24 protein-coding genes and 1 pseudogene are annotated in these 19,765 nt (G+C 44.3%); 22 read left to right on the plus strand and 3 right to left on the minus strand.

Annotated elements, in window-relative coordinates; genetic code table 11:
- Positions 1–301: 301 nt before the first annotated feature.
- The gene (trhO, locus tag G470_RS0107340; RefSeq protein WP_028274271.1) at positions 302–1,270 is read right to left on the minus strand and encodes an oxygen-dependent tRNA uridine(34) hydroxylase TrhO; all 969 of its coding nucleotides are present in this window, start codon (positions 1,268–1,270) and stop codon (positions 302–304) included.
- 283 nt (positions 1,271–1,553) lie between these two features.
- Here trhO and G470_RS14100 point away from each other — a divergent pair.
- Together G470_RS14100 and G470_RS0107350 are read left to right on the plus strand one after the other, a co-directional pair.
- Positions 1,554–1,844, plus strand: a pseudogene (locus G470_RS14100) (C40 family peptidase); the annotation flags it as partial.
- A gap of 174 nt (positions 1,845–2,018) precedes the next feature.
- Positions 2,019–2,921, plus strand: a complete 903-nt coding sequence (locus tag G470_RS0107350; protein WP_028274272.1) for a diacylglycerol/lipid kinase family protein — start codon at positions 2,019–2,021, stop codon at positions 2,919–2,921.
- Positions 2,922–2,970: 49 nt separating this feature from the next.
- On the opposite strand, the gene G470_RS0107355 is transcribed toward G470_RS0107350, so the two are convergent.
- Positions 2,971–4,779, minus strand: a complete 1,809-nt coding sequence (locus G470_RS0107355; RefSeq protein WP_028274273.1) for a M3 family oligoendopeptidase — start codon at positions 4,777–4,779, stop codon at positions 2,971–2,973.
- Between the two features lie 140 nt (positions 4,780–4,919).
- On the opposite strand from G470_RS0107355, the gene G470_RS0107360 reads away from it, so the two are divergent.
- From G470_RS0107360 to G470_RS13010, 20 genes are all read left to right on the plus strand, one after another.
- The gene (locus G470_RS0107360) at positions 4,920–5,462 is read left to right on the plus strand and encodes a VanZ family protein (protein WP_028274274.1); all 543 of its coding nucleotides are present in this window, start codon (positions 4,920–4,922) and stop codon (positions 5,460–5,462) included.
- A gap of 103 nt (positions 5,463–5,565) precedes the next feature.
- The gene (locus G470_RS0107365) at positions 5,566–6,291 is read left to right on the plus strand and encodes a YebC/PmpR family DNA-binding transcriptional regulator (protein ID WP_028274275.1); all 726 of its coding nucleotides are present in this window, start codon (positions 5,566–5,568) and stop codon (positions 6,289–6,291) included.
- A gap of 184 nt (positions 6,292–6,475) precedes the next feature.
- Complete coding sequence (locus tag G470_RS0107370; protein WP_028274276.1) at positions 6,476–7,180, plus strand: beta/alpha barrel domain-containing protein; 705 nt, start codon at positions 6,476–6,478, stop codon at positions 7,178–7,180.
- Between the two features lie 93 nt (positions 7,181–7,273).
- The gene (gene comGA / locus G470_RS0107375; protein WP_240470660.1) at positions 7,274–8,365 is read left to right on the plus strand and encodes a competence type IV pilus ATPase ComGA; all 1,092 of its coding nucleotides are present in this window, start codon (positions 7,274–7,276) and stop codon (positions 8,363–8,365) included.
- Positions 8,319–9,383: a competence type IV pilus assembly protein ComGB gene (comGB, locus tag G470_RS0107380; RefSeq protein WP_051258488.1), complete on the plus strand. Its 1,065-nt coding sequence runs from the start codon at positions 8,319–8,321 to the stop codon at positions 9,381–9,383. Before comGA ends, comGB begins: the two co-directional genes overlap by 47 nt.
- Positions 9,384–9,692 (plus strand): competence type IV pilus major pilin ComGC, encoded by a 309-nt coding sequence (gene comGC / locus G470_RS0107385; RefSeq protein WP_028274279.1) that lies wholly within the window; start codon positions 9,384–9,386, stop codon positions 9,690–9,692. It abuts the gene before it with no gap.
- A gap of 14 nt (positions 9,693–9,706) precedes the next feature.
- Positions 9,707–10,159, plus strand: a complete 453-nt coding sequence (gene comGD, locus G470_RS0107390) for a competence type IV pilus minor pilin ComGD (RefSeq protein ID WP_035445285.1) — start codon at positions 9,707–9,709, stop codon at positions 10,157–10,159.
- Entirely contained in the window at positions 10,137–10,472 is a 336-nt protein-coding gene (locus G470_RS0107395) for a hypothetical protein (RefSeq protein WP_028274281.1), read from the plus strand. The genes comGD and G470_RS0107395 overlap by 23 nt, the downstream gene beginning before the upstream one ends.
- Positions 10,414–10,920, plus strand: coding sequence for a competence type IV pilus minor pilin ComGF (comGF, locus tag G470_RS13005; RefSeq protein ID WP_084172129.1), 507 nt, complete (start codon positions 10,414–10,416; stop codon positions 10,918–10,920). The genes G470_RS0107395 and comGF overlap by 59 nt, the downstream gene beginning before the upstream one ends.
- The gene (locus G470_RS0107405) at positions 10,910–11,389 is read left to right on the plus strand and encodes a hypothetical protein (RefSeq protein ID WP_028274282.1); all 480 of its coding nucleotides are present in this window, start codon (positions 10,910–10,912) and stop codon (positions 11,387–11,389) included. The genes comGF and G470_RS0107405 overlap by 11 nt, the downstream gene beginning before the upstream one ends.
- 124 nt (positions 11,390–11,513) lie before the next feature.
- Positions 11,514–12,575: a M24 family metallopeptidase gene (locus G470_RS0107410; protein ID WP_028274283.1), complete on the plus strand. Its 1,062-nt coding sequence runs from the start codon at positions 11,514–11,516 to the stop codon at positions 12,573–12,575.
- Between the two features lie 77 nt (positions 12,576–12,652).
- Positions 12,653–13,210 carry an elongation factor P gene (gene efp / locus G470_RS0107415; protein ID WP_028274284.1) on the plus strand — a complete coding sequence of 186 codons (558 nt, stop codon included), beginning with the start codon at positions 12,653–12,655 and terminating at the stop codon, positions 13,208–13,210.
- Between the two features lie 43 nt (positions 13,211–13,253).
- A complete protein-coding gene (locus G470_RS0107420) occupies positions 13,254–13,679 on the plus strand; it encodes an Asp23/Gls24 family envelope stress response protein (protein WP_028274285.1) in 426 nt (141 codons plus the stop codon).
- On the plus strand, positions 13,676–14,098 hold the full coding sequence (gene nusB / locus G470_RS0107425; RefSeq protein ID WP_028274286.1) for a transcription antitermination factor NusB: 423 nt from the start codon (positions 13,676–13,678) through the stop codon (positions 14,096–14,098). Before G470_RS0107420 ends, nusB begins: the two co-directional genes overlap by 4 nt.
- Before the next feature lie 179 nt (positions 14,099–14,277).
- Complete coding sequence (xseA, locus tag G470_RS0107430; RefSeq protein WP_028274287.1) at positions 14,278–15,651, plus strand: exodeoxyribonuclease VII large subunit; 1,374 nt, start codon at positions 14,278–14,280, stop codon at positions 15,649–15,651.
- On the plus strand, positions 15,636–15,872 hold the full coding sequence (locus G470_RS0107435) for an exodeoxyribonuclease VII small subunit (RefSeq protein WP_028274288.1): 237 nt from the start codon (positions 15,636–15,638) through the stop codon (positions 15,870–15,872). Before xseA ends, G470_RS0107435 begins: the two co-directional genes overlap by 16 nt.
- A gap of 14 nt (positions 15,873–15,886) precedes the next feature.
- Entirely contained in the window at positions 15,887–16,801 is a 915-nt protein-coding gene (locus G470_RS0107440) for a polyprenyl synthetase family protein (RefSeq protein ID WP_028274289.1), read from the plus strand.
- Positions 16,798–17,616 carry a TlyA family RNA methyltransferase gene (locus G470_RS0107445; RefSeq protein ID WP_035445287.1) on the plus strand — a complete coding sequence of 273 codons (819 nt, stop codon included), beginning with the start codon at positions 16,798–16,800 and terminating at the stop codon, positions 17,614–17,616. Before G470_RS0107440 ends, G470_RS0107445 begins: the two co-directional genes overlap by 4 nt.
- Before the next feature lie 91 nt (positions 17,617–17,707).
- Positions 17,708–18,157 carry an arginine repressor gene (gene argR / locus G470_RS0107450; protein WP_028274291.1) on the plus strand — a complete coding sequence of 150 codons (450 nt, stop codon included), beginning with the start codon at positions 17,708–17,710 and terminating at the stop codon, positions 18,155–18,157.
- A 102-nt stretch (positions 18,158–18,259) separates the two neighbouring features.
- A complete protein-coding gene (locus G470_RS13010) occupies positions 18,260–19,501 on the plus strand; it encodes a DNA repair protein RecN (protein WP_051258491.1) in 1,242 nt (413 codons plus the stop codon).
- 32 nt (positions 19,502–19,533) lie between these two features.
- Here the strand turns inward: G470_RS13010 and G470_RS14550 are convergent.
- Positions 19,534–19,765: hypothetical protein (locus G470_RS14550; RefSeq protein WP_028274292.1), on the minus strand; the 232-nt coding region annotated here is incomplete at its 5' end.

A 19,765-nucleotide genomic window follows, 5' to 3' on the forward strand; every position in this document is an offset into this window, starting at 1 on the left:
TCATTTTAAAAAGATGGAAAAATCCACGTACTAAGATTAGCAGATTAATGCGTTTAGGTCTAGATATGGACAGTGCTAAACGCATTGGTTACTCTAGAAAGAAATACTGGAGACTGTCAAAAACACCTGAAGTTCATTGGGTGCTTACAACGAAAAGACTCTACCGGTGGAACGTAGTTTCACTACGAGACCTGGCAGAGTCTGCTTACTTAAGATATTGAACCGCCGTATACGGAACCGTACGTACGGTGGTGTGAGAGGACGATAAATGAATTAATCATTTATCTCCTACTCGATAGAATTAGACAGTTTCCGGTAAAGATTCACCAATCACTGCAAGGCGCTCAGCAACTTCAGCTTGGCTTAAGTTGTGTTCTTTCACATAACGGTTTTCTGGAGAAATGCGGCATTCGTGGGAGCAGCCACGCAAATAACGGTGTTCGTTGTCTTCAGAGCACAAGAACTGGCGGTTGCAAGCTGGATTGCCGCAGTTGACGTATCGCTCGCAAGGTTGGTCGTCAAACCAGTCGCGTCCAACTACCACATGTTCTTTCCTATTGATCGGCACACTGATGCGCTCATCAAAGACGTACATTTTACCATCCCACAACTCACCTTGTACTTCAGGGTCGTTGCCGTAAGTGTGAATTCCTCCGCGAAGTTGAGCGACTTCTTCAAATCCTTCTTTCAACAACCAGCCGGAGAATTTTTCGCAACGGATTCCGCCGGTACAATAGGTGACGATTTTTTTATCCATGAATTTTTCTTTGTTTTCGCGAATCCATTCCGGTAATTCACGGAAATTGCGGATGTCAGGTCTAACCGCTCCGCGGAAATGGCCTAAATCATACTCGTAGTCGTTGCGGGCATCCAACACGATGGTGTCTTCATCCAACAAAGCTTCACGGAATTCTTTTGGATTCAAGTACTTTCCAGTCACTTCGTTGGGATTGATGTCTTCTTCTCCCAATTTGAGGGAGACAATCTCTGGACGGTAGCGCACGTGCATTTTTTTGAATGCATGTTCGTCCGCCTCATCGATTTTGAACATCATGTCTGCAAAACGTTCGTCTGCGTGCATAGTATCCATATATTTTTGAGTTTGGTCCACTGTACCGGAGACAGTACCGTTGATTCCTTCTTCAGAAACCAATATCCGTCCCTTCAAACCTAACTCTTTACAAAATTTTAAATGTGCGTCACGAAAAGCTTCGGCATTCTCTATGGCGACATATTTATAATAAAGCAATACTCGATAATCTTTCATAATTTCCTCCTATTTGGTGCGTTGGCGCCTTGTGCCTCTATAAAATTATAGACATTTCTCTCTTTGGATGCAAGATAAGAGATGATTTCCCTTAAAAAATACACACCACTTTTCTCAAAAAATACAAATTTTTCAATCATGTGACAAAAAACGTTTCCTGTTTGCAATCGGTTTGTAATGATAACGCAACCACTTTAATAGAGCTCAGTGCTATACTTTATGAGGATTAAAGAAAAATACTCAATAAAAAGTATAAAAACAGTTTGTACATAATAAGTATGGCGGGACAACAACCAGCGGCTTTGACTGCTCTGGTTTCACTTCATATGTTTTCCAAAGAGCAGGCAAATCTCTTCCAAGGACTGCTGCAAGTCAATACGCTGGTTCCACGAAAGTGTCCAATCCCCGTCCGGGTGATTTGGTGTTCTTCAGCGGAAACGGCCGATCGGTTACACACGTTGGGATATATGTGGGCGGTGGGAAGTTCATCGGCTCTCAAACAAGTACCGGCGTTGCGTATACAGAAGTCCACGGTAGTTACTGGGGACCGAAATTGGTCGGATACGGACGGTATTAAGAGACTCTCTTCAAATCCTCGAAATTTTTTTCGAGGATTTTTTATTTGAAAGAAAGTTTGACTGCCCGGGTGATGCGCTTTTCTTGAGGCAAAAAAGTACAACTATCGATCGTACATACGGTAAAATGAATGCACCGAGAAAGACTCGTACGAACGAGGGAAAAGAGGAAGCTTATGACAAGAGTGATGCTGATTGTGAATCCTTCTTCAGGAAACGAGACAGCGGAAGAATATGCAACTTATGCAAGAGAAAAATTACAGCAAAAATATGATGAAGTAGAAACTGTTTGGACGGAAAAAAGGTGGGACGCTACCCGCTTTGCAGCTCAAGCTTCAAAAGATCGGTACGAGGCGGTTTTTGCTTTAGGCGGAGACGGGACAGTCAGTGAATGCATCAATGGAATTGCAGAAAAGGAATACCGTCCGGACTTTGGGTTCATCCCATTAGGGACAGTAAATGATTTGGGAAGGGTTTTAGGCATTTCGATGAATCCTGAACAAGCAATTGAAGATATTCCGAAACTGACAACGCGCTTGATTGATGTGGGCAAAGTGAATGAGCATTATTTTGCGGATGTGTTGGCCATCGGTTCCATTCCTGAAGCGGTACATGACGTTTCTGTGGAACAAAAAACCCGCCTGGGGACGATGGCATACATTATGGAAGGGGCCCGAGCACTGAAAGACAATGAAACGCTGCATTTCCAGTTGTCTTTGGATGATGAAACAGCAGAATTTGACTCCTTCTTGGTGCTCGTGGCACTAAGCAATTCCATCGGAGGTATTCAGACGATGATCCCTCAAGCCGCCGTGGACGACGGCTATCTCCATGCTTTGGCTTTAAAGGGAGGAAAAGTTGTCGATAAATTAAACATTGTGCCAAAGATTTTCTCCGGTAAGGTGACAGAGGACGAAACGGTTTATTACCGGCCGTTTAAGCAAGGAACCGTTGAGATACGAGAAAATAAGAAAGTGACTGTCAATGTCGATGGCGATGAAGGAGATGCTTTGCCGTTAAACTTGAAAGTGTTGCCCCAGCATATCCGGTGTTTCGTTCCGGAGGGTACAGATAAATAAAAGCTAAAAAGAAGGCTCGTGTGATAGACACACAGCCTTCTTTGTTAGGTTAAATATATTCTTCTGTCAACTCCATAAATTGTTGGATATCGGTTTGAATGGTATCGATGGCCGCTTGCCAGAAATCTGGTTTTGTCAAATCAACACCCAAATGTTTTTGAGCCAGTTCTTCCGTTGTCATCGATGCAGTGTCCCGCAGAAGGGCGATATACTTTTCTTCAAAAGCTTTCCCTTCTTCCAACGAACGGGCATAAATGCCCAAGCTGAACAAGAAGCCGAACGTGTACGGGAAATTGTAAAACGGCACGCCTGTATTATAGAAATGCAGTTTGCTTGCCCAGAAAGTAGGGTGGTAGACGTTCAAGCTCTCTTTGTATGCTTCTTTTTGGGCGTCCAGCATCAACTCATTCAACCGCTCATCTGAAACCAATCCTTTTTTCCGTTCTTCATAGAATCGGGTCTCAAATAAGAAGCGTGCATGGATGTTCATGAACATCGTCGCTGCCCGTGAAATTTTGCTGTCTAGTAAGTTGATTTTTTCAGCTTTGTCAGATGCTTCGCGGACGGTCGCATCGCTGATTAACATTTCTGCGAAGGTAGATGCAGTTTCCGCTACGTTCATAGCATAGCGTCGGTTCAACACTGGAAGATCGCGCATGACGTGGCTGTGGAACGCATGGCCCAATTCATGTGCCAGAGTGGATACTTCATTTGTTGAACCTGAAAAAGTCATGAAAATACGGGATTGACCGCTCTCAGGAAGATTTGCACAATAACCACCGGGACGTTTTCCGGGACGATCTTCTGCCTCGATCCACCGTTCTTCAAAAGCAGTCTCCGATAAAGAAGCCATCTCGCCGCTGAACTTTTTGAAATTTTCCAGAATAAAGCGGGCTGCTTCATCGTATGAATATGTGCGTGCGGTATAATCTCCTACGCTCAAAGGGGCCTCCACATCGGACCAAGACAGTTTGTCCAAACCGAGGAGTTTGGCTTTCCGGTCCAAATAATCTTTCACCATGCCTTTGTTCGCTGTAATGGTATCCCACATAGTGTCCAGCGTTTCTTTTTTCATCCGGTTGTATTCCAACGGACGTTTCAAATAATCTTCCACGCCGTGGGCTTTGTAATTCGCCAAGCGGAAACCGGCCAGACGGTTCAACGTATCCGCAAAGAGGGAGGTCTTTTCACTCCACGCTTCCTCCCAGTCTTTTAAGACTTGGTGCCGTACATTGGTGTCAGGATGAGACTCCATTTGGTTTTGAGCTTGGCCTGCTGAAAGGTGAGTGATGGAACCGTCTTTTTCTTGGAACGGAATGGTGACTGTCGCCACCAATGAATTGTAATGGTCGCCCCAGCCACGGAAACCATCGTTCGAAAGAGCATTGATCAATGCTTCTTCTTTCTCACTCAACAATTCGTTTCCTTGTTCCCGTTGTTCTGTCAGAACAAATGAAACGGCTTTGAAAGGTTCTTTTTTTAGAAGTTCGTCCCATTCATTATCGGGCATAGCCACTAATTTTTTTGTCACCACTGTGTTCACGGAATTCAATTCACTTGCCAGCTCACCCAACTCATTTGTCAAGACAGCGGCTTTTTTGTCAGTGACGTCGGCAGAAAGCAACCCTCGTGTGAACGTCATAGATTCAGACAGCCCGTTGGACAACTCCTCCTGCATTTTTAAAATTTCTGCAAGTTTTATGTAATCCGATTTGTCTTCTGTCCAATTCCAGTTGTGAACTGCTTCTTCGTATGCAGTCTTTTTGTTGACGAGTGAATCCATTTTTTTACGCAACGCAGAAGAACTGCTTCCGCCAGGGAAAACGGAGTCCATATCCCAGTTTATCTGATAAGTCATTCATCTCTTCCTTTCTGTTTTTTAATGTTGCATTTACCTATTTTAATCCTTCTTCTTCCAAAAAGCCATCGATGTGCGGTAAAATACAGACATTGTTATAGAAAGTGTGGAACGAAAAAAGAACACGAGGAGAATGAGTGATGCAAAGAAGTTGGAAAGACAACCTTTTTATTGTTTTGGCATTTGTGATGATGGGAATTTTATTTTACAGTTCATCCATGCCTTATGGAGACCAATCGATGACGTCGACTCTCGATATTTGGTTGGCCGGAGAACCGTTGAAAGGTTTATTGAGTCATATTGAATTTACATATGCAGGAAGTCCCGTAAGCGTCGCAGCGAAAGGATACATTGGATTTGTGGAATTCTTCTTAAGGAAAGGTGCTCACTTTGGGTCGTACTTTTTAATTGCACTGTTTTGGTTTTTAGGCTTACGCAATAAAACATCCAGTCTGTCGCTTACGGCATTGCTGTCTTTCATGTTGGCGGCCGGCTACGCTTCGTTTGACGAATTTCATCAAGGGTTGACACCGGATCGGACGCCGTTGCTTGAAGACATCCTTTTGGATTGTTTTGGGGCTGTGACTGGTGTCGGAATTGGTTGGGTTTTGACTGACTATGGAGTAACCGGAAAACGGAAAAAGAAATGGAAGAAACCAGTTGTGAAAAGCACAAACCGTTGATGGAACCATAGTTGCTCCTGCAGCGTTTTTTTTGTATAATAGATAAGGTTTGCATATTCACTTATGGCAAAAGAAAAATACTTATTGAAAGAAGGGATTTTGGATGGCTGGACATTCAAAGTGGAACAACATTAAAGCCCGCAAAGGCGCTCAAGACGCTAAACGCGGAAAGATTTTCCAAAAACATTCCAAAGCAATCTATCAAGCAGCGAAAGATGGCGGACCAGATCCCGACACGAACCCAGCTCTCAAATTAGCGATCGATAAAGCAAAATCTGACAATATGCCGAATGACAATATCGAACGCGCAATTAAAAAAGTGACATCTGCCGGTGAAGGCGACAACTACGAAGAAGTGACTTACGAAGGGTATGGACCAAACGGCATTGCGGTATTGGTTCATGCATTGACCGACAACTTAAACCGTACGAGTACCAATGTCCGTGTAGCATTTACACGTAACAATGGTTCGTTGGGTGAGAAGGGCTCCGTCAGCTACATGTTCGACCGCAAAGGATACATCGCGATTGAACGTGATGGGTTGGATGTGGATGAGGACACCATGTTGATGAGTGTGTTGGAAGCCGGAGGAGAGGAACTGGAAACTTCTGATGAGGTGTTTGAAATTTATACCGATCCATCCGATTTCAGCGCTGTCCGCGATGCCTTGGAAGCTGAAGGTTACCAGTTTGCTCAAGCTGAAGTAACGATGTTCCCTCAAACAACAATCGAAGTGGACGATGAAACAAAAGAACAAATCGAAACCTTGATTGAGAAACTAGAAGACGACGATGACGTCAGTGAAGTTTTTCATAACGCAGAGATTTAATGACTTGTCGTTAAGTGTGAGCTGTCTCAAAACAGAGACGGCTCTTTTTTTACAGAAAAACGCAGAGAACGGAACAGCAATTTTGTAAATTTGTAAAAAAGCAGCTACGATTTATATAAAGTGATAGTCGGCAGTTATATTTTTCAGTATAATTGTTTCGTAATGTGAGAAAGGAGACCGTATCATGGCTCGAATAAAAAACAATATCCCAGGCGTCATATCAGACTTGCGGAAAGAACTAGTCGAAGTGCCGAGTGTGATTGCTGAATGCAGCGGCATCAATATCAACGGAAGAAAATTAAAATCTTTTTTGTTTACAACAGATATCGCAATCATTTGTAACAACGATGCGGATGCCATTTTCGCAGTCTACTCGTTTACTCCTCATCCGGGCATTATTCAAGCCATCACATCTGTTGCTTCAATGCCGGTGATTGCCGGAGTAGGAGGAGGCAAAACTCAAGGGATCCGGTCAGCCAATATCAGTTTGTTTGCCGAATCATTGGGAGCCATTGCGGTGGTTGTGAATGCTCCTACACCAATTGAAACAATCCGGTTAATCAACGAAACGGTTGATGTACCTGTCATCGGCACGGTTGTTTCGGATGTCACCAACATCCAGGCTCGGTTGGATGCGGGAGTGGATATCTTAAATGTCAGTGGTGGACCACGGACTAACGAAATTGTCAGAAAAATCCGTGAGAAGCATCCGGATGTCCCTATTATTGCCACCGGAGGTAAGACAGACGAAGCCATATTGGCAACCATAAAAGCTGGAGCCAATGCCATCTCCTATACACCGCCGACCACGGAAGAAATATTTAAGAAAAAAATGGATATTTACCGCCAAGAAGTGGAAGAGATTGCCGAAGAAAACCAACAAAAATAACGTCAAAGCATACCGTCCGGCCGGTATGCTTTTTCTTTTTTTAAAAATCATTACTTTTTTCGTAGGATTTTTCACTTTTTGCATATATTAAATATGAGGACTCAAAAGAAAGGAGGAAGGGCACTGGAAGTTGAAAGTTTTGCAACCTATTTAATGGAAATGGCCAATGCCTATGGATCGAGTGATATCCATATTCTTCCGGAAGAAACACATTATGGCGTGTTTTTCCGGGTAAATGAAGGTCTGAAGCAGCAACATTATTTGAACTTAGACGAAGGGAGGCGGTTGATTTCCTATTTTAAATATTTAGGAAACATGGATGTGGGGGAACGAAGAAGGCCGCAAAGCGGAGCTGCGGCGGTCGTCATGGAGGGAACGAAAAGAGGGGTTCGGTTTTCCACGATGATGAACTTTCAATCAAAGGAGTCCATGGTCGTACGCTTACTGGCACGTCCTGAAACATTGGAATTGACGCGGAACACCTTCTTTCCACAAGAAGTAAGGAAGATGGAGCAACTTGTTCAGCACAATAGTGGCTTGTTGCTTTTTTCCGGTCCGGTGGGGTCAGGCAAGACGACGACAATGTATCACTTGGTCCGTCAACGTGCCGTGGAAGGGCACCAGCAGATTATTACCGTGGAAGATCCGGTGGAAATTGAAGAGCCATATTTCTTGCAAACGCAGGTAAACACAAAAGCTGGAATCACCTACGAACATCTATTGAAGTCCAGTCTGCGCCACCATCCGGATATTTTGATTGTAGGAGAGATACGGGACGAAGAAACAGCCAAAATAGTTATGAGAGGAGCGCTCACAGGTCATTTGATATTGGCGAGTGTCCACGCTAAAAATCCGGAAGGGGTTCTTTCCCGCCTCATGGAGCTGGGCGTGTCGAGAGAAACGTTGAAACAGACACTGATCGGCATTGTGTTTCAAAAACTGATTCCGCGTTACTGCGGACTCTGTGAGAGCGACTGTCGGACTTTATGTGCACATCACCCGGTCCGGCAGAAGAAAGCCGCCCTCTATGACGTGCGTTCGGGAAAAGCGTTGAAGGACATTCTTGCTGCAACTAAACGAGCAGGCGGACCAGTTTCTTCTCGTTCATTCAATAAAATGTTGAGGAAGGCTTGGGTGAATGGATACATCAGTGAAAAAAACTACTATCGGTATTATGTCCCCTAAAAAACGAAACAATAAAATACAGGCGGACTTTTTGCAAAAACTAGGAGATTTGCTGGCAGAAGGATTTTCCATGAAAGACGCCTTGGATTTTGTACGCATTCTTTCCCCAAGTGAAGAGTGGATAAGAGAGGTGCAGCAAGGTGTGGCACAAGGCGGACGGCTGGATGAAGAATTAAGCAAAGCCAACTTTCCGGAACACATCACTTCTCAGCTCTTCTTGGCGTATGTACACGGACATCTTGCGGAAACATTAATCGGATGCGGGAAGCAATTGCAAGAATACGAAAAAAGAAAGCGGGAAGTGGCGGGATTGTTGCAATACCCGTTGTTGTTGCTTTTATTTATTTCAGGAATGCTATTAAGCATGCGGTTCATTTTACTCCCGCATATGGACAGCATGACAGGGTTCTCTGCCATAGATGGAGCGGGGTTGACTCGTTTGGCAGTGGGCTTTGTCTATTATTCTCCTTATTGGCTTCCGTCACTCGGACTGTGCGCCGGACTGGTGGGGATGGGCGTGCAGCTATTTATGAAAAAGAAGTCCGCACTGGAAAAAGCCGCGTGGTTGTCCCGCCTGCCTCTTTGCGGCACATTCGTTCGTTTCTATTACACGTATCGATTTGGAAAGGAGTGGAGCCTGCTTTTTAGAAGTGGACTGAATCTTCAAGAAATTGTCCAGCTGATGCAACATGAGAGCGCCGAACAGTTGATGAAAGAAGTGGGAAAAGGACTGGAAAGAGAACTGCGTCAAGGGCATGGGTTTGAAACAGCATTACATCAGTTTCCCTTCTTTTTAAAAGAACTGGGCTTGGTTATCTTGCACGGCGAATCAACGGGGAAAGTGGGGACTGAATTGGAGCTATATGCTCGGGATTGTCTTCAAGAATTGAATAGGCGGATGCAACAACTGTTTCAATATATACAGCCGCTGCTGTTTCTTTTCATTGCCTTGATGATTATTGCAATATATGCAGCCATGCTGCTGCCGATGTTTTCAATGGTAAAGGAGATGGGATAAATGCGAAACAAGTGGAGAAAAAATGCTCAAAAAGGGTTCACGTTGTTGGAAATGTTGGTTGTCTTGTTTGTGATTTCGTTGCTGCTGCTCCTGTTCATACCGAATATCGACACTCACCGAAGAAAAGCAGAAGATGAAGGGAACAATGCGCTGCATCAAGTGCTTCAGACACAAGTGGACCTGTACATCATGGAAGGAAATGAAAAGCCGACCATGTTCAGCGAGTTGAGAGACTATTTGTCACCGGATCAGCAAAAACAAGCAACAGATAACTTTGAAATCGTCGATGGAAAAGTGATTAAGAAATAACGGAAGCAACCACGATGAAAAGACGATTGAACGAAAAAGGTTTCACGTTGCCGGAAGTGATGCTGGTGTTGCTGATCAGCGTATTTTTGGTCGGTCTTCCGCCCATCGTGTCGGCTTCTTATGCAGAAAAGATCGAAGGACGGCTGTTTTTGGAACAACTCCAAAGCAGTATCACGCTTATTCAAAATGAAGCGGTGCTGAACGGCAAAAGAACCAAAATGGCCACGTATCCTTCCAACCGCCTCGTCAGATTCACGGTTGTGGGAGAATCCAGCCATCCCGCGAATCATACACTGACACTGCCCGACAATGTTTCGATCACTAGTCTCAGCGAGGATTATTATTTTTCAAGTGAAACAGGAAATCTGTCCAATATCAACCGAATCACGTTTCGTATAAATGGAGAAGACATAGAGCTGGTTTTTCAAATGGGGAGCGGAAGGTATGAAATCAGGAAAATTGAATGAAAAAGGGTACCTTTTGTTGGAGAGTATGACGGCTCTGTTCATTGTTTCGTTGGTGATGCTTGTTTACAGTCCGTTTATAAACAGTATGCTTCAAAAGTTGGAAACCGAAAAAATGGAAGTGGAGATGCACCGTCTGCTTCTCGAAAGTGCAAGAAAAGAAGAGGGGGCCGCAGTGGTCGAGAGAAACACGGGGCAGTGGAGATTTGAAGTGACTGCCCGACTGAACACTACGAAAAAGGGGATTACAGTGAAAAATGCAAAGGCGGACAGGCAAACAAGCATTCAAATCTCTTCGGTGCAATGGTCTGAATGAGAAAGGCTTCACCTTGCTTGAAGCAATGGTTGCACTATTGGTGACCACTTTGACTCTGACATTGATGTCTTATGCAGTCAGACACGTTCAAACCCTGAGTCGGATGGAACTCCATGACCGTCAATTGGAGTGGCACCTGTTTTTGAATCAAATGGAATATGATTTGAAAGAAACCGCATTTGTGGAAAATTCCGGCCAAGCATTTATCTTCAACAAATATAATCCTGAAAAAAGAAAAGAAGAACGGATTAGATATGAGAAGTACATGACAATGATTCGAAGAACCGTCGACGGTTCCGGTCACCAGCCAATGTTGACGCAGGTCTCTGATGTACGGTTTGAAAGAACAGAGAAGGGATTGGAAACCACCGTGACATTTCAAAACGGCATAACGTATACAGCTTGGGTAGACTTAAATGAGCAAATGGAGAAGAAAAATGAACAATGAGCAGGGAATGGTTCTACCCTCCGTGATGGGGATCCTGCTTATTGTGACAGGATTATTGACCGGTACTGCTCTTAGTTTTCGCAGTCAAGTCCAACAGCTGGTCCTTACCCAAGAAAGCTATAAAATTAGAAGCATGATTGAACTGGCGGAAAAGACATTATTGGAAACAATTGAAAACGACGAAGTGAATGAAATGGTGGTAATCTTCACTGAAGGAAGGGTGAAAATTGAGAGGGTGGAAGAGACCGTGTACCAACTGACGGGCAAACTGCCGGACGGAAGGCACCACAGCGAACAGGTGGATTTGGCGGCGGTGTTGCAGCAGGAAAACGAGGGGGAAAAAACAGTCGAATCAGAAACTTTCCATGAAATGCAAGAAGAAAACGAAGGAGGCCTCATGGGCGGGACCAAAGAAAAACACGAAGAAAACAAATCACGAGAGAACAACCAACATAACCCTCAGGAATGAGGGTTATTTCTTTTTTATTAGTGCTTTGTTATAATGAAACAGACTTGAAAAGGCGAGGTACGAGTGAAAGATAAAACACGTATACTTACTGTTCATTCAAATTTAGGAAGCGGAGTGATTTCTTATGACACGTGTGGAACGGGTTCAAGAACAATTGAAGAAAAACGGACTGGATGCTCTCTTGGTCACCAGCCAATACAACTTGCGCTATGTATCTAATTTTACCGGAACAGCCGGATTGAGCATCATCACTAAAGACAAAGCATTTTTCGTGACTGATTTCCGTTACACCGAACAAGCAGCGGAGCAGGCACAAGGTTTTGAAATCATCAAAAATACCGGATTGATTTATGAAGAAGTCGTCCGAATTGCGGAACAAGAAAATGTAACGAAACTTGGGTTCGAAGAAACGCACATGACTGTTTCTGTTTTCGAACGGTTGGATGAACTCGTCGGTTGTGAATTGGTTCCTGCTTCGGGATTGGTGGAAGAACTGCGTGAAGTGAAAGACGCTAAAGAAATTGAGACTATTCAAAAAGCGGTGGAAATTACCGAGGCTGCGTATACGCACATTCTTGATTACATACAGCCTGGTATGACCGAGATTCAAGTCGCCAATGAACTTGACTTTCATATGCGCGGGTTAGGAGCGTCGGGAGTATCATTCGAAACGATTGTGGCAAGCGGCAAACGTTCCGCCATGCCACACGGTGTAGCGAGTGAGAAAGTCATTGAACAGGGAGACATGATTACCATTGACTTTGGGTGCTACTACAACGGGTATGTATCCGATATGACGCGTACGTTCGCTATCGGAGATCCAGGAGAAAAGATGAAAGAGATTTATCAAATCGTCCTGGATGCTCAATTGAAAGTGGGAGAAGCTGCAAAAGCTGGAATGAGCGGCATTGAATTGGATGCGGTCGCCCGTGACTACATTACAGAAAAAGGGTACGGCAAAGCATTTGGCCATTCTACCGGACACGGAATCGGCTTGGAGGTACATGAAGGCCCGAATGTATCATTCCGCAGCGAAAAACGGTTCGTTCCGGGGAACGTCATCACAAATGAGCCGGGAATTTATCTTCCTGGAATCGGCGGTGTCCGCATTGAAGATGATTTGGTCATCACAGAAGAAGGAAACAAAAACTTGATGACAGTTTCAAAAGAATTGATTATCCTGTAGTTTTTCAAGGATGAAAATAGGCAGACCACTAAAAAAATGGTACACTTAGAAAGAAGCAGACTCAAAGGAGGAAAACAATGATTTCAGTTAACGATTTTAAAACCGGACTCACAATTGAAGTAGACGGTGGACTTTGGCGGGTTATGGAATTCCAACACGTCAAACCAGGAAAAGGCGCAGCGTTCGTCCGTTCCAAATTAAAAAACTTACGCACAGGTGCGATTCAAGAAAAAACCTTCCGAGGCGGGGAAAAAGTTGCACGCGCCCAAATCGATAACCGTAAAATGCAGTATCTTTATGATAACGGCGGATCTCATGTCTTCATGGATACTGAGACATATGAACAGATTGAAATTCCAGGCGCCCAAATCGAAGATGAACTGCGCTTCATGAAAGAAAACATGGAACTTAATATCATTATGTATGAGAGTGAAATATTGGGAGTTGAGCTGCCGAACCAAGTGGAATTGAAAGTCACTCAAACAGAGCCGGGTATCCGTGGAGATACATCGTCAGGAGGATCCAAGACAGCTACATTGGAAACTGGCACGGTTGTGACGGTTCCGCTCTTTGTGAATGAAGGGGATACTCTGGTCATCAATACACAAGAGGGTTCGTACGTTTCTCGTGTTTAATACAATCGTATGAATGAAGAAAGTAATGGAATGGAGGATTGTCATGGCTGAGAAAACAGATGTGTCAATGCAAAAACAAGAAAACCCATATGGTGAAATTGAAGTCGCTCCTGAAGTGCTGGAAGTCATTTCCGGTATTGCAGCAAACGAAGTGGACGGCGTATACGCTATGCAAGGAAAACTAACAGCAGGTGTATCCGAGTTATTCGGTCGAGTGGACCACAAGAAAGGAGTTCATCTTTCAGCAGAAGACGAACAACTGAAAGTGGACGTGTATTGTTACTTCAAATATGGGGTGAACGTGCCGCACGTGGCGCGGGAAATGCAACAAAAAATTAAAGATCAAGTCTATCACATGACGGACATTCAATTGTCTGAAGTGAACATTCATATTGTGGGAATTGTTCCGGAAAAAACTGAACTTCCAAAATTGTTTGATTTTGATGCGGAAGAGGATGAAGAATTGTGAGCCTGACCCGAAGAGAGATAAGAGAAAAAGCATTACAGGCTCTTTTTCAATTGTCCTCCAATGAAGAGTTGTCTCAAGAAGAGGCAATCCAATCGGCATTGTTGAGTGAAGTAGAGGACGATGAAGAAGTTGAAGTGCCGGAATATTTGACGAAACTGGTGGCAGGGGTGATTGAACACCAAGAAACCCTTGATGAAAAAATTACAGCTCATTTGAAAAACTGGTCTTTGAAGCGCTTAGTCAAGACAGATTTATTAATCTTGCGAATCGGGACTTATGAATTGCTGTATGAACCTAATGTGCCAAACCGTGTGGCGTTAAATGAAGCGATTGAAATCACGAAGCGGTACAGTGATGAAAAATCCAGCAAGTTTATCAACGGCGTTCTGGCGAATATCGAAAAAGAAATGCATGAATAACCATATTTCTTATTGAAAAATAAAAATCATGTATGACTATTTTTACCGCGGAGAAGAGATCACACCGGTCTCTTCTTTTTTCTTATTCCTGGAAATGTTTTGAGCGGTGGTATGCGTTCCGCAATCGGTATAAATATGATAAAATGAAACAGAATAGGAGACAGGAAGGCGATGACGGATTGGAAAATCAATATTTATCTGTAACACAGTTAACGCGCTACATTAAACAAAAATTTGACCGCGATCCTTACTTGGAACGTGTGTATTTGACAGGGGAAATTTCCAACTTCAATCGAAACCGTAGGAACAGCCATCAATACTTCAGTTTGAAAGATGACGGAGCAAAAATATCGGCTGTCATGTTTCGCTCCGCTTTCCAAAGAGTCCGGTTTACACCTGAAGAAGGCATGAAAGTATTGGTTATCGGACGGATTTCTGTCTACGAGAAAACCGGAGCCTACCAAATGTACGTAGAACACATGGAACCGGACGGCATCGGCCAACTGTACCAGGCTTTTGAAGAAACAAAGAAAAAACTTGAAGCAGAAGGAATTTTTTCCCGGCCTAAAAAAGGATTGCCCCGTTTTCCTAAGCGCATCGCAGTCATCACCAGCCCGAGCGGTGCAGTGATCCGAGACATCATCACGACTGTAAAGAGACGTTATCCTATTGTGCAGTTGGTTTTGTATCCAACATACGTGCAAGGGGAACGAGCCGCGGATTCAATTGTAAAAAACATCAAAGCAGCGGAGGAAAGCGGAACATTTGATGCTTTGATTGTGGCAAGGGGCGGCGGATCGTTTGAGGATTTATGGCCCTTCAATGAAGAACGGGTGGCCCGCACCATTGCTGATGCCTCCATTCCGGTTATTTCTTCAGTGGGGCACGAAACCGATACGACATTATCTGACTTGGCAGCGGATGTGCGGGCAGCAACCCCGACTGCAGCCGCAGAATTGGCCGTTCCGGTTTTGCAGGACGAAATGTTGAGGATTGAGCAGATGCATGTCCGCATGATGAGAGCGTACCAAAAACAACTTGGTTATTTAAACGAGCGTTGGAAACGCTCTGCTTCTTCTTATATTTTCAGACAGCCACAACGCCTGTATGAAGGATACGCCCAAAGTGTCGATTACCTGATGGAGCGGTTGGGCCGCGGGTTGAAAGAACAAGTAGACCAACACAAACAGCAGCTCTCTGTCTTGGAGTGGCAGCTGGAAGCGCAGCAACCCGGGAAGCTGATTGAACAACGCGCCAAAGAAACGGACGAATACACGCGACAATTATACGTGCAAATGAACCGTTACATGGAGAATCAGAAAAATCAGACGGCTCATTTGATTCAATCACTTGATTTCTTATCTCCCTTAAAAATATTGGGTCGCGGGTACAGCTATGTGACGAAGGAAGCAACAGTCATCAAAAGCACGGAACAACTATCACCGGGAGACATGCTGCACATCCATTTCCAAGAAGGAACGGTGGATGCGGAAGTGAAAAACATTATCGAACCCGGAGAGAATGAAGGAGAAAAAGAATGGACGAAAATCTGAAATTTGAAGACGCACTGAAAGAATTGGAAGAAATTGTATCGAAGTTGGAACAAGGAGATGTGCCGCTTGAAGAAGCGCTCACTCAATTCCAGCGAGGCGTGAAACTGAGCGCTTTCTGTAGAAAACAATTACAAGAAGCAGAAACGACTTTGACCAAGATGGTCGATGAAAATGGGAACGAAGTCCGTTTTGAAAATGAGTTGGAAACAGAACAAAATTGACGGAGGACAAACGCATGGATTTTAATACATTTTCTCAAAAAGAACTGCCCTGCTTGGAAGAATTTTTAGTGGAAGAACTGCAAAAAAATATGACAAATGAAGAGCGTCTCGAAGAAGCGATGCGTTATTCCATTGAAGCAGGCGGAAAGCGTCTCCGTCCGCTCTTGCTGTTGTTGGTATTGGAAAGTTTCTCCGCTCCGGTTGAAAAAGGCAAACACATCGCCGCTGCATTGGAATTTATCCACACTTATTCATTGATCCATGATGATCTTCCAGCGATGGATGATGATGAGCTGAGAAGAGGAAAGCCAACGAATCATATTGTTTATGGGGAAGCTACAGCGATCCTCGCAGGAGATGCCTTGTTGACCAAAGCGTTTGAGTTGGCGACGCTTGGCCCGGCTTCTGCTGAAGAAAAAATCACGCTTGTAAGAGAACTGGCGAAAGCAGCCGGACATACCGGAATGGTAGGCGGTCAGCAAACGGATTTGGACGGAGAGAGCAGAGCACTGACGCTTGAAGAGCTCCAGTCGGTTCACGCAAGAAAAACCGGTGCATTGCTTGAGTTTGCGGTATTTGCAGGTGGATTTTTATCCGGTGTGGACGAGCATGCACTGGCTTTGTTGGACACCGTCGCTAAAAGAATCGGCGTTGCGTATCAAATTCGTGATGACTTATTGGATGTCATCGGGGACGCAGAAGAACTTGGAAAAAATATCGGTATGGATGTAAAACAAAACAAAAGCACTTACCCATCTTTATTGACGTTGGCCGGAGCTCAAGAAGCTTTGCAACAAGAATTGGATACTGCTTACCGTACAGTCAATGAACTGGATGAATATTGCAATAAAATCGGACAACCTTATGATAAGCAATTGCTCCAAACATTCATCGATCAACTGAAGTTGGAAGGAAGAGTATCGAAGTGAAAAAAGAACGAGCTGACCAGATGCTGATAGAACAAGGTCTGTGCGAAGATGTTGAAAAAGCCCGCCGGTATATCATGGCGGGTCGAGTGTTTACACGAAAAGAGAGACGGATTGACACGGCCGGACAAAAACTTCCGGCCGATACGGAACTGTATATCAAAGGTATGGAGCAAAAGTATGTCAGCAGAGGCGGGTACAAATTAGAAAAGGCATTGGAAAGTTTCGATGTCCATGTAGAAGGGAAAATTGTCCTGGATATCGGATCATCAACCGGCGGATTCACAGATGCGGCCTTGCAAAACGGTGCCGCCATGTGTTATGCGCTTGATGTGGGCACCAATCAATTGGCTTGGAAATTGCGGAACGACCCACGTGTCGTCGTGATGGAACAAACCAACTTCCGTACAAGTACGCTTGACGATTTTACAAAAGGGTGTCCGGAATTCGCATCCATTGATGTGTCGTTCATCTCACTTAAATTGATTTTACCCGTATTGAAGTCCATACTCTCTGAAAATGGAGATGTGGTGGCGCTGATTAAACCGCAATTTGAAGCAGCTAAAGAAAAAGTAGGAGAAAAAGGGATTATTCGTGATCCGGATGTCCATAGGGAAGTGCTGACGGACATCTTATCATTTGCAAAAAAGGAAGGTTTCGATATTCTAGGATTAGACACATCCCCCATAACCGGTTCAGGCGGCAACGTCGAATTTTTAGCCCACCTCAAACCAACGACTAAAAATACCGGTGCAATCAACCCCCAAGTTAATATTGATGCGGTTATCTCCTCCTCCCAAAAATTATCCAAAACTTAGACAAAAGGGCTTTCATTTCTTCCGGCAATAAATTATACTTTAGACGAGGCGGAGTGGCGTATAAATATACTATGTGAACGGAGTGAAAGAAATGAAAAAGAAAGAGCGGCATCGCCTTCTTCAACAAATTGTCCAAGAAAAAAAGATTCAACGCCAAGAAGATTTTGTTCGAGAGCTCAAAGAAAAGGGCTACGACGTCACTCAAGCTACGATCTCGCGTGATATAAAAGAATTACAGTTGATCAAAGTGCCTGAAACAGGCGGAGGGTATCGTTACAGCTTGCCGCCGGAAACAACATTCGATCATTCAAGAAAAATTGAAAAGCTGATGCAGGATTCTTTTGTATCGATTGATTCCCAAAAAGAATTTGTTCTCATCAAAACAGTCCCTGGAAGTGCGGTCGCACTGGGTACGCTGATTGAGAATGCTGAATACAAAGAAGTGTTTGGTTCCATCTCTGGAGACGACACTGTTTTGGTGATCTGCACAGACCCTGAATCTGCCGAAGTATTCCGCAGAAGAATCATTTCTTTGATTTAACAATTGAACGAACAGATAATCAAAGCTGATCAGTAAGGAGTGAAAACCTTAATGGTCAGCTTTATTAACCATTTATGTGTTGGAGTAAGGAGGTTTTTTGATTTGCTCCAAGAGTTGATGATTAAAAATTTTGCAATTATTCATAATCTCTCGCTGCATTTTCAAGAAGGCATGAGTGTGTTGACTGGAGAAACCGGAGCGGGAAAATCCATCATAATTGATGCGGTAGGGTTGCTCGCGGGGGGCAGAGGCTCCAGTGAATTTGTACGCCACGGAGAAAAGAAATGTGTGTTGGAAGGTATGTTCACCCTTGAGAACAATGAAGACGCTCATCAAATCTTGGAAGAGTACGGAATCGACCAAGAAGACCAAACGCTCATTGTTCAACGCGAAATTTACGCAAGCGGTCGGACAGTATGCCGGGTGAACGGACGTCTGGTCACAATCGCTGCATTGAGAGATATTTGTTCGCATCTAGTGGACATTCATGGTCAAAATGAACACCAGGAACTGATGAGGCCCGAGCGGCATTTGAGTTTATTGGATACGTTTGGAGCGAAAGAGCTTCAGGAACAATACCAAATATATACGGAGAGTTACCAACAATATAAAAAAGTCAAAAAAGAATACGATGAATGGCAGCATAATGAACAAGAATTGGCCCAAAGAATTGATATCCTGCAGTTCCAAACCGATGAGATTGAAGCGGCAAAGTTGGAAGTCGGAGAAGAAGAGCGGTTATCGGAAGAAAAAAATCGTTTGGTCAATTACCAACGGGTGATGCAGTCGCTGTCGGCCGCCTATGCCGCATTGCAGGGAAACGAAGAAAACAACGGATTGGATGCAGTCGGGCAGGCGATGGAAGCGATGGGCAGCATTGAAGATTTGGACTCCCAATACAAGCGCCTTTCTGAAATGATCACCAACACATATTTTCAACTACAAGAAGCTGCAAGCGACTTGTTCGATCAATTGGACGAACTGGCTTATGATGAAAATCGTCTCAATGAAATTGAAGAGCGGTTGGACGTGATTCATCAATTGAAAAGAAAGTATGGCGCGTCCATTGAAGACATCTTGAAGTTCCAAAGCCAAGCTTCTGAAGAGCTGGAACGAATCCAAGACCGCGAGGGACAGATAAACAAATTATCCTCTCAGTTGGAAGAATTGGCGCAAAGAATGGTGGAAAAGGGCCGTGTCCTTTCTGATATCAGAAGAGAAAAAGCGGAGTTGTTGGAAAACGAGATCCATGAACAGTTAAAAGAACTTTATATGGACAAAGTGATCGTAAATTTCAAGTTTAAGTTAGCCACCCCCACCGAGGGAAAACGTGGCCATACCTAATCGGTATATTGCTGTCTGTTTTGGCTCTTGGTTTAGGCTGCCGCCTGTTCCTGCCGGATGGCCTTCACGAAGCAATCGTGTGGCGTCTGGTAGGCTAGGATTTTCCGCGGATAGTCATTCATCCACTGCTGGATCCGGAGGCAGTGGGCTTCGCTCACCGCGCTGATGGCTTTTCCCTTCGGGAGGAAGCGGCGGATGAGCCGGTGCTGGTTCTCGCTGGTCCCGCGTTCCCAGGAGCAGTAGGGATGGCTGAAATAGACGTCC

The sequence above is a fragment of the Atopococcus tabaci DSM 17538 genome (assembly GCF_000429585.1).
GTDB lineage: Bacteria > Bacillota > Bacilli > Lactobacillales > Carnobacteriaceae_A > Atopococcus > Atopococcus tabaci.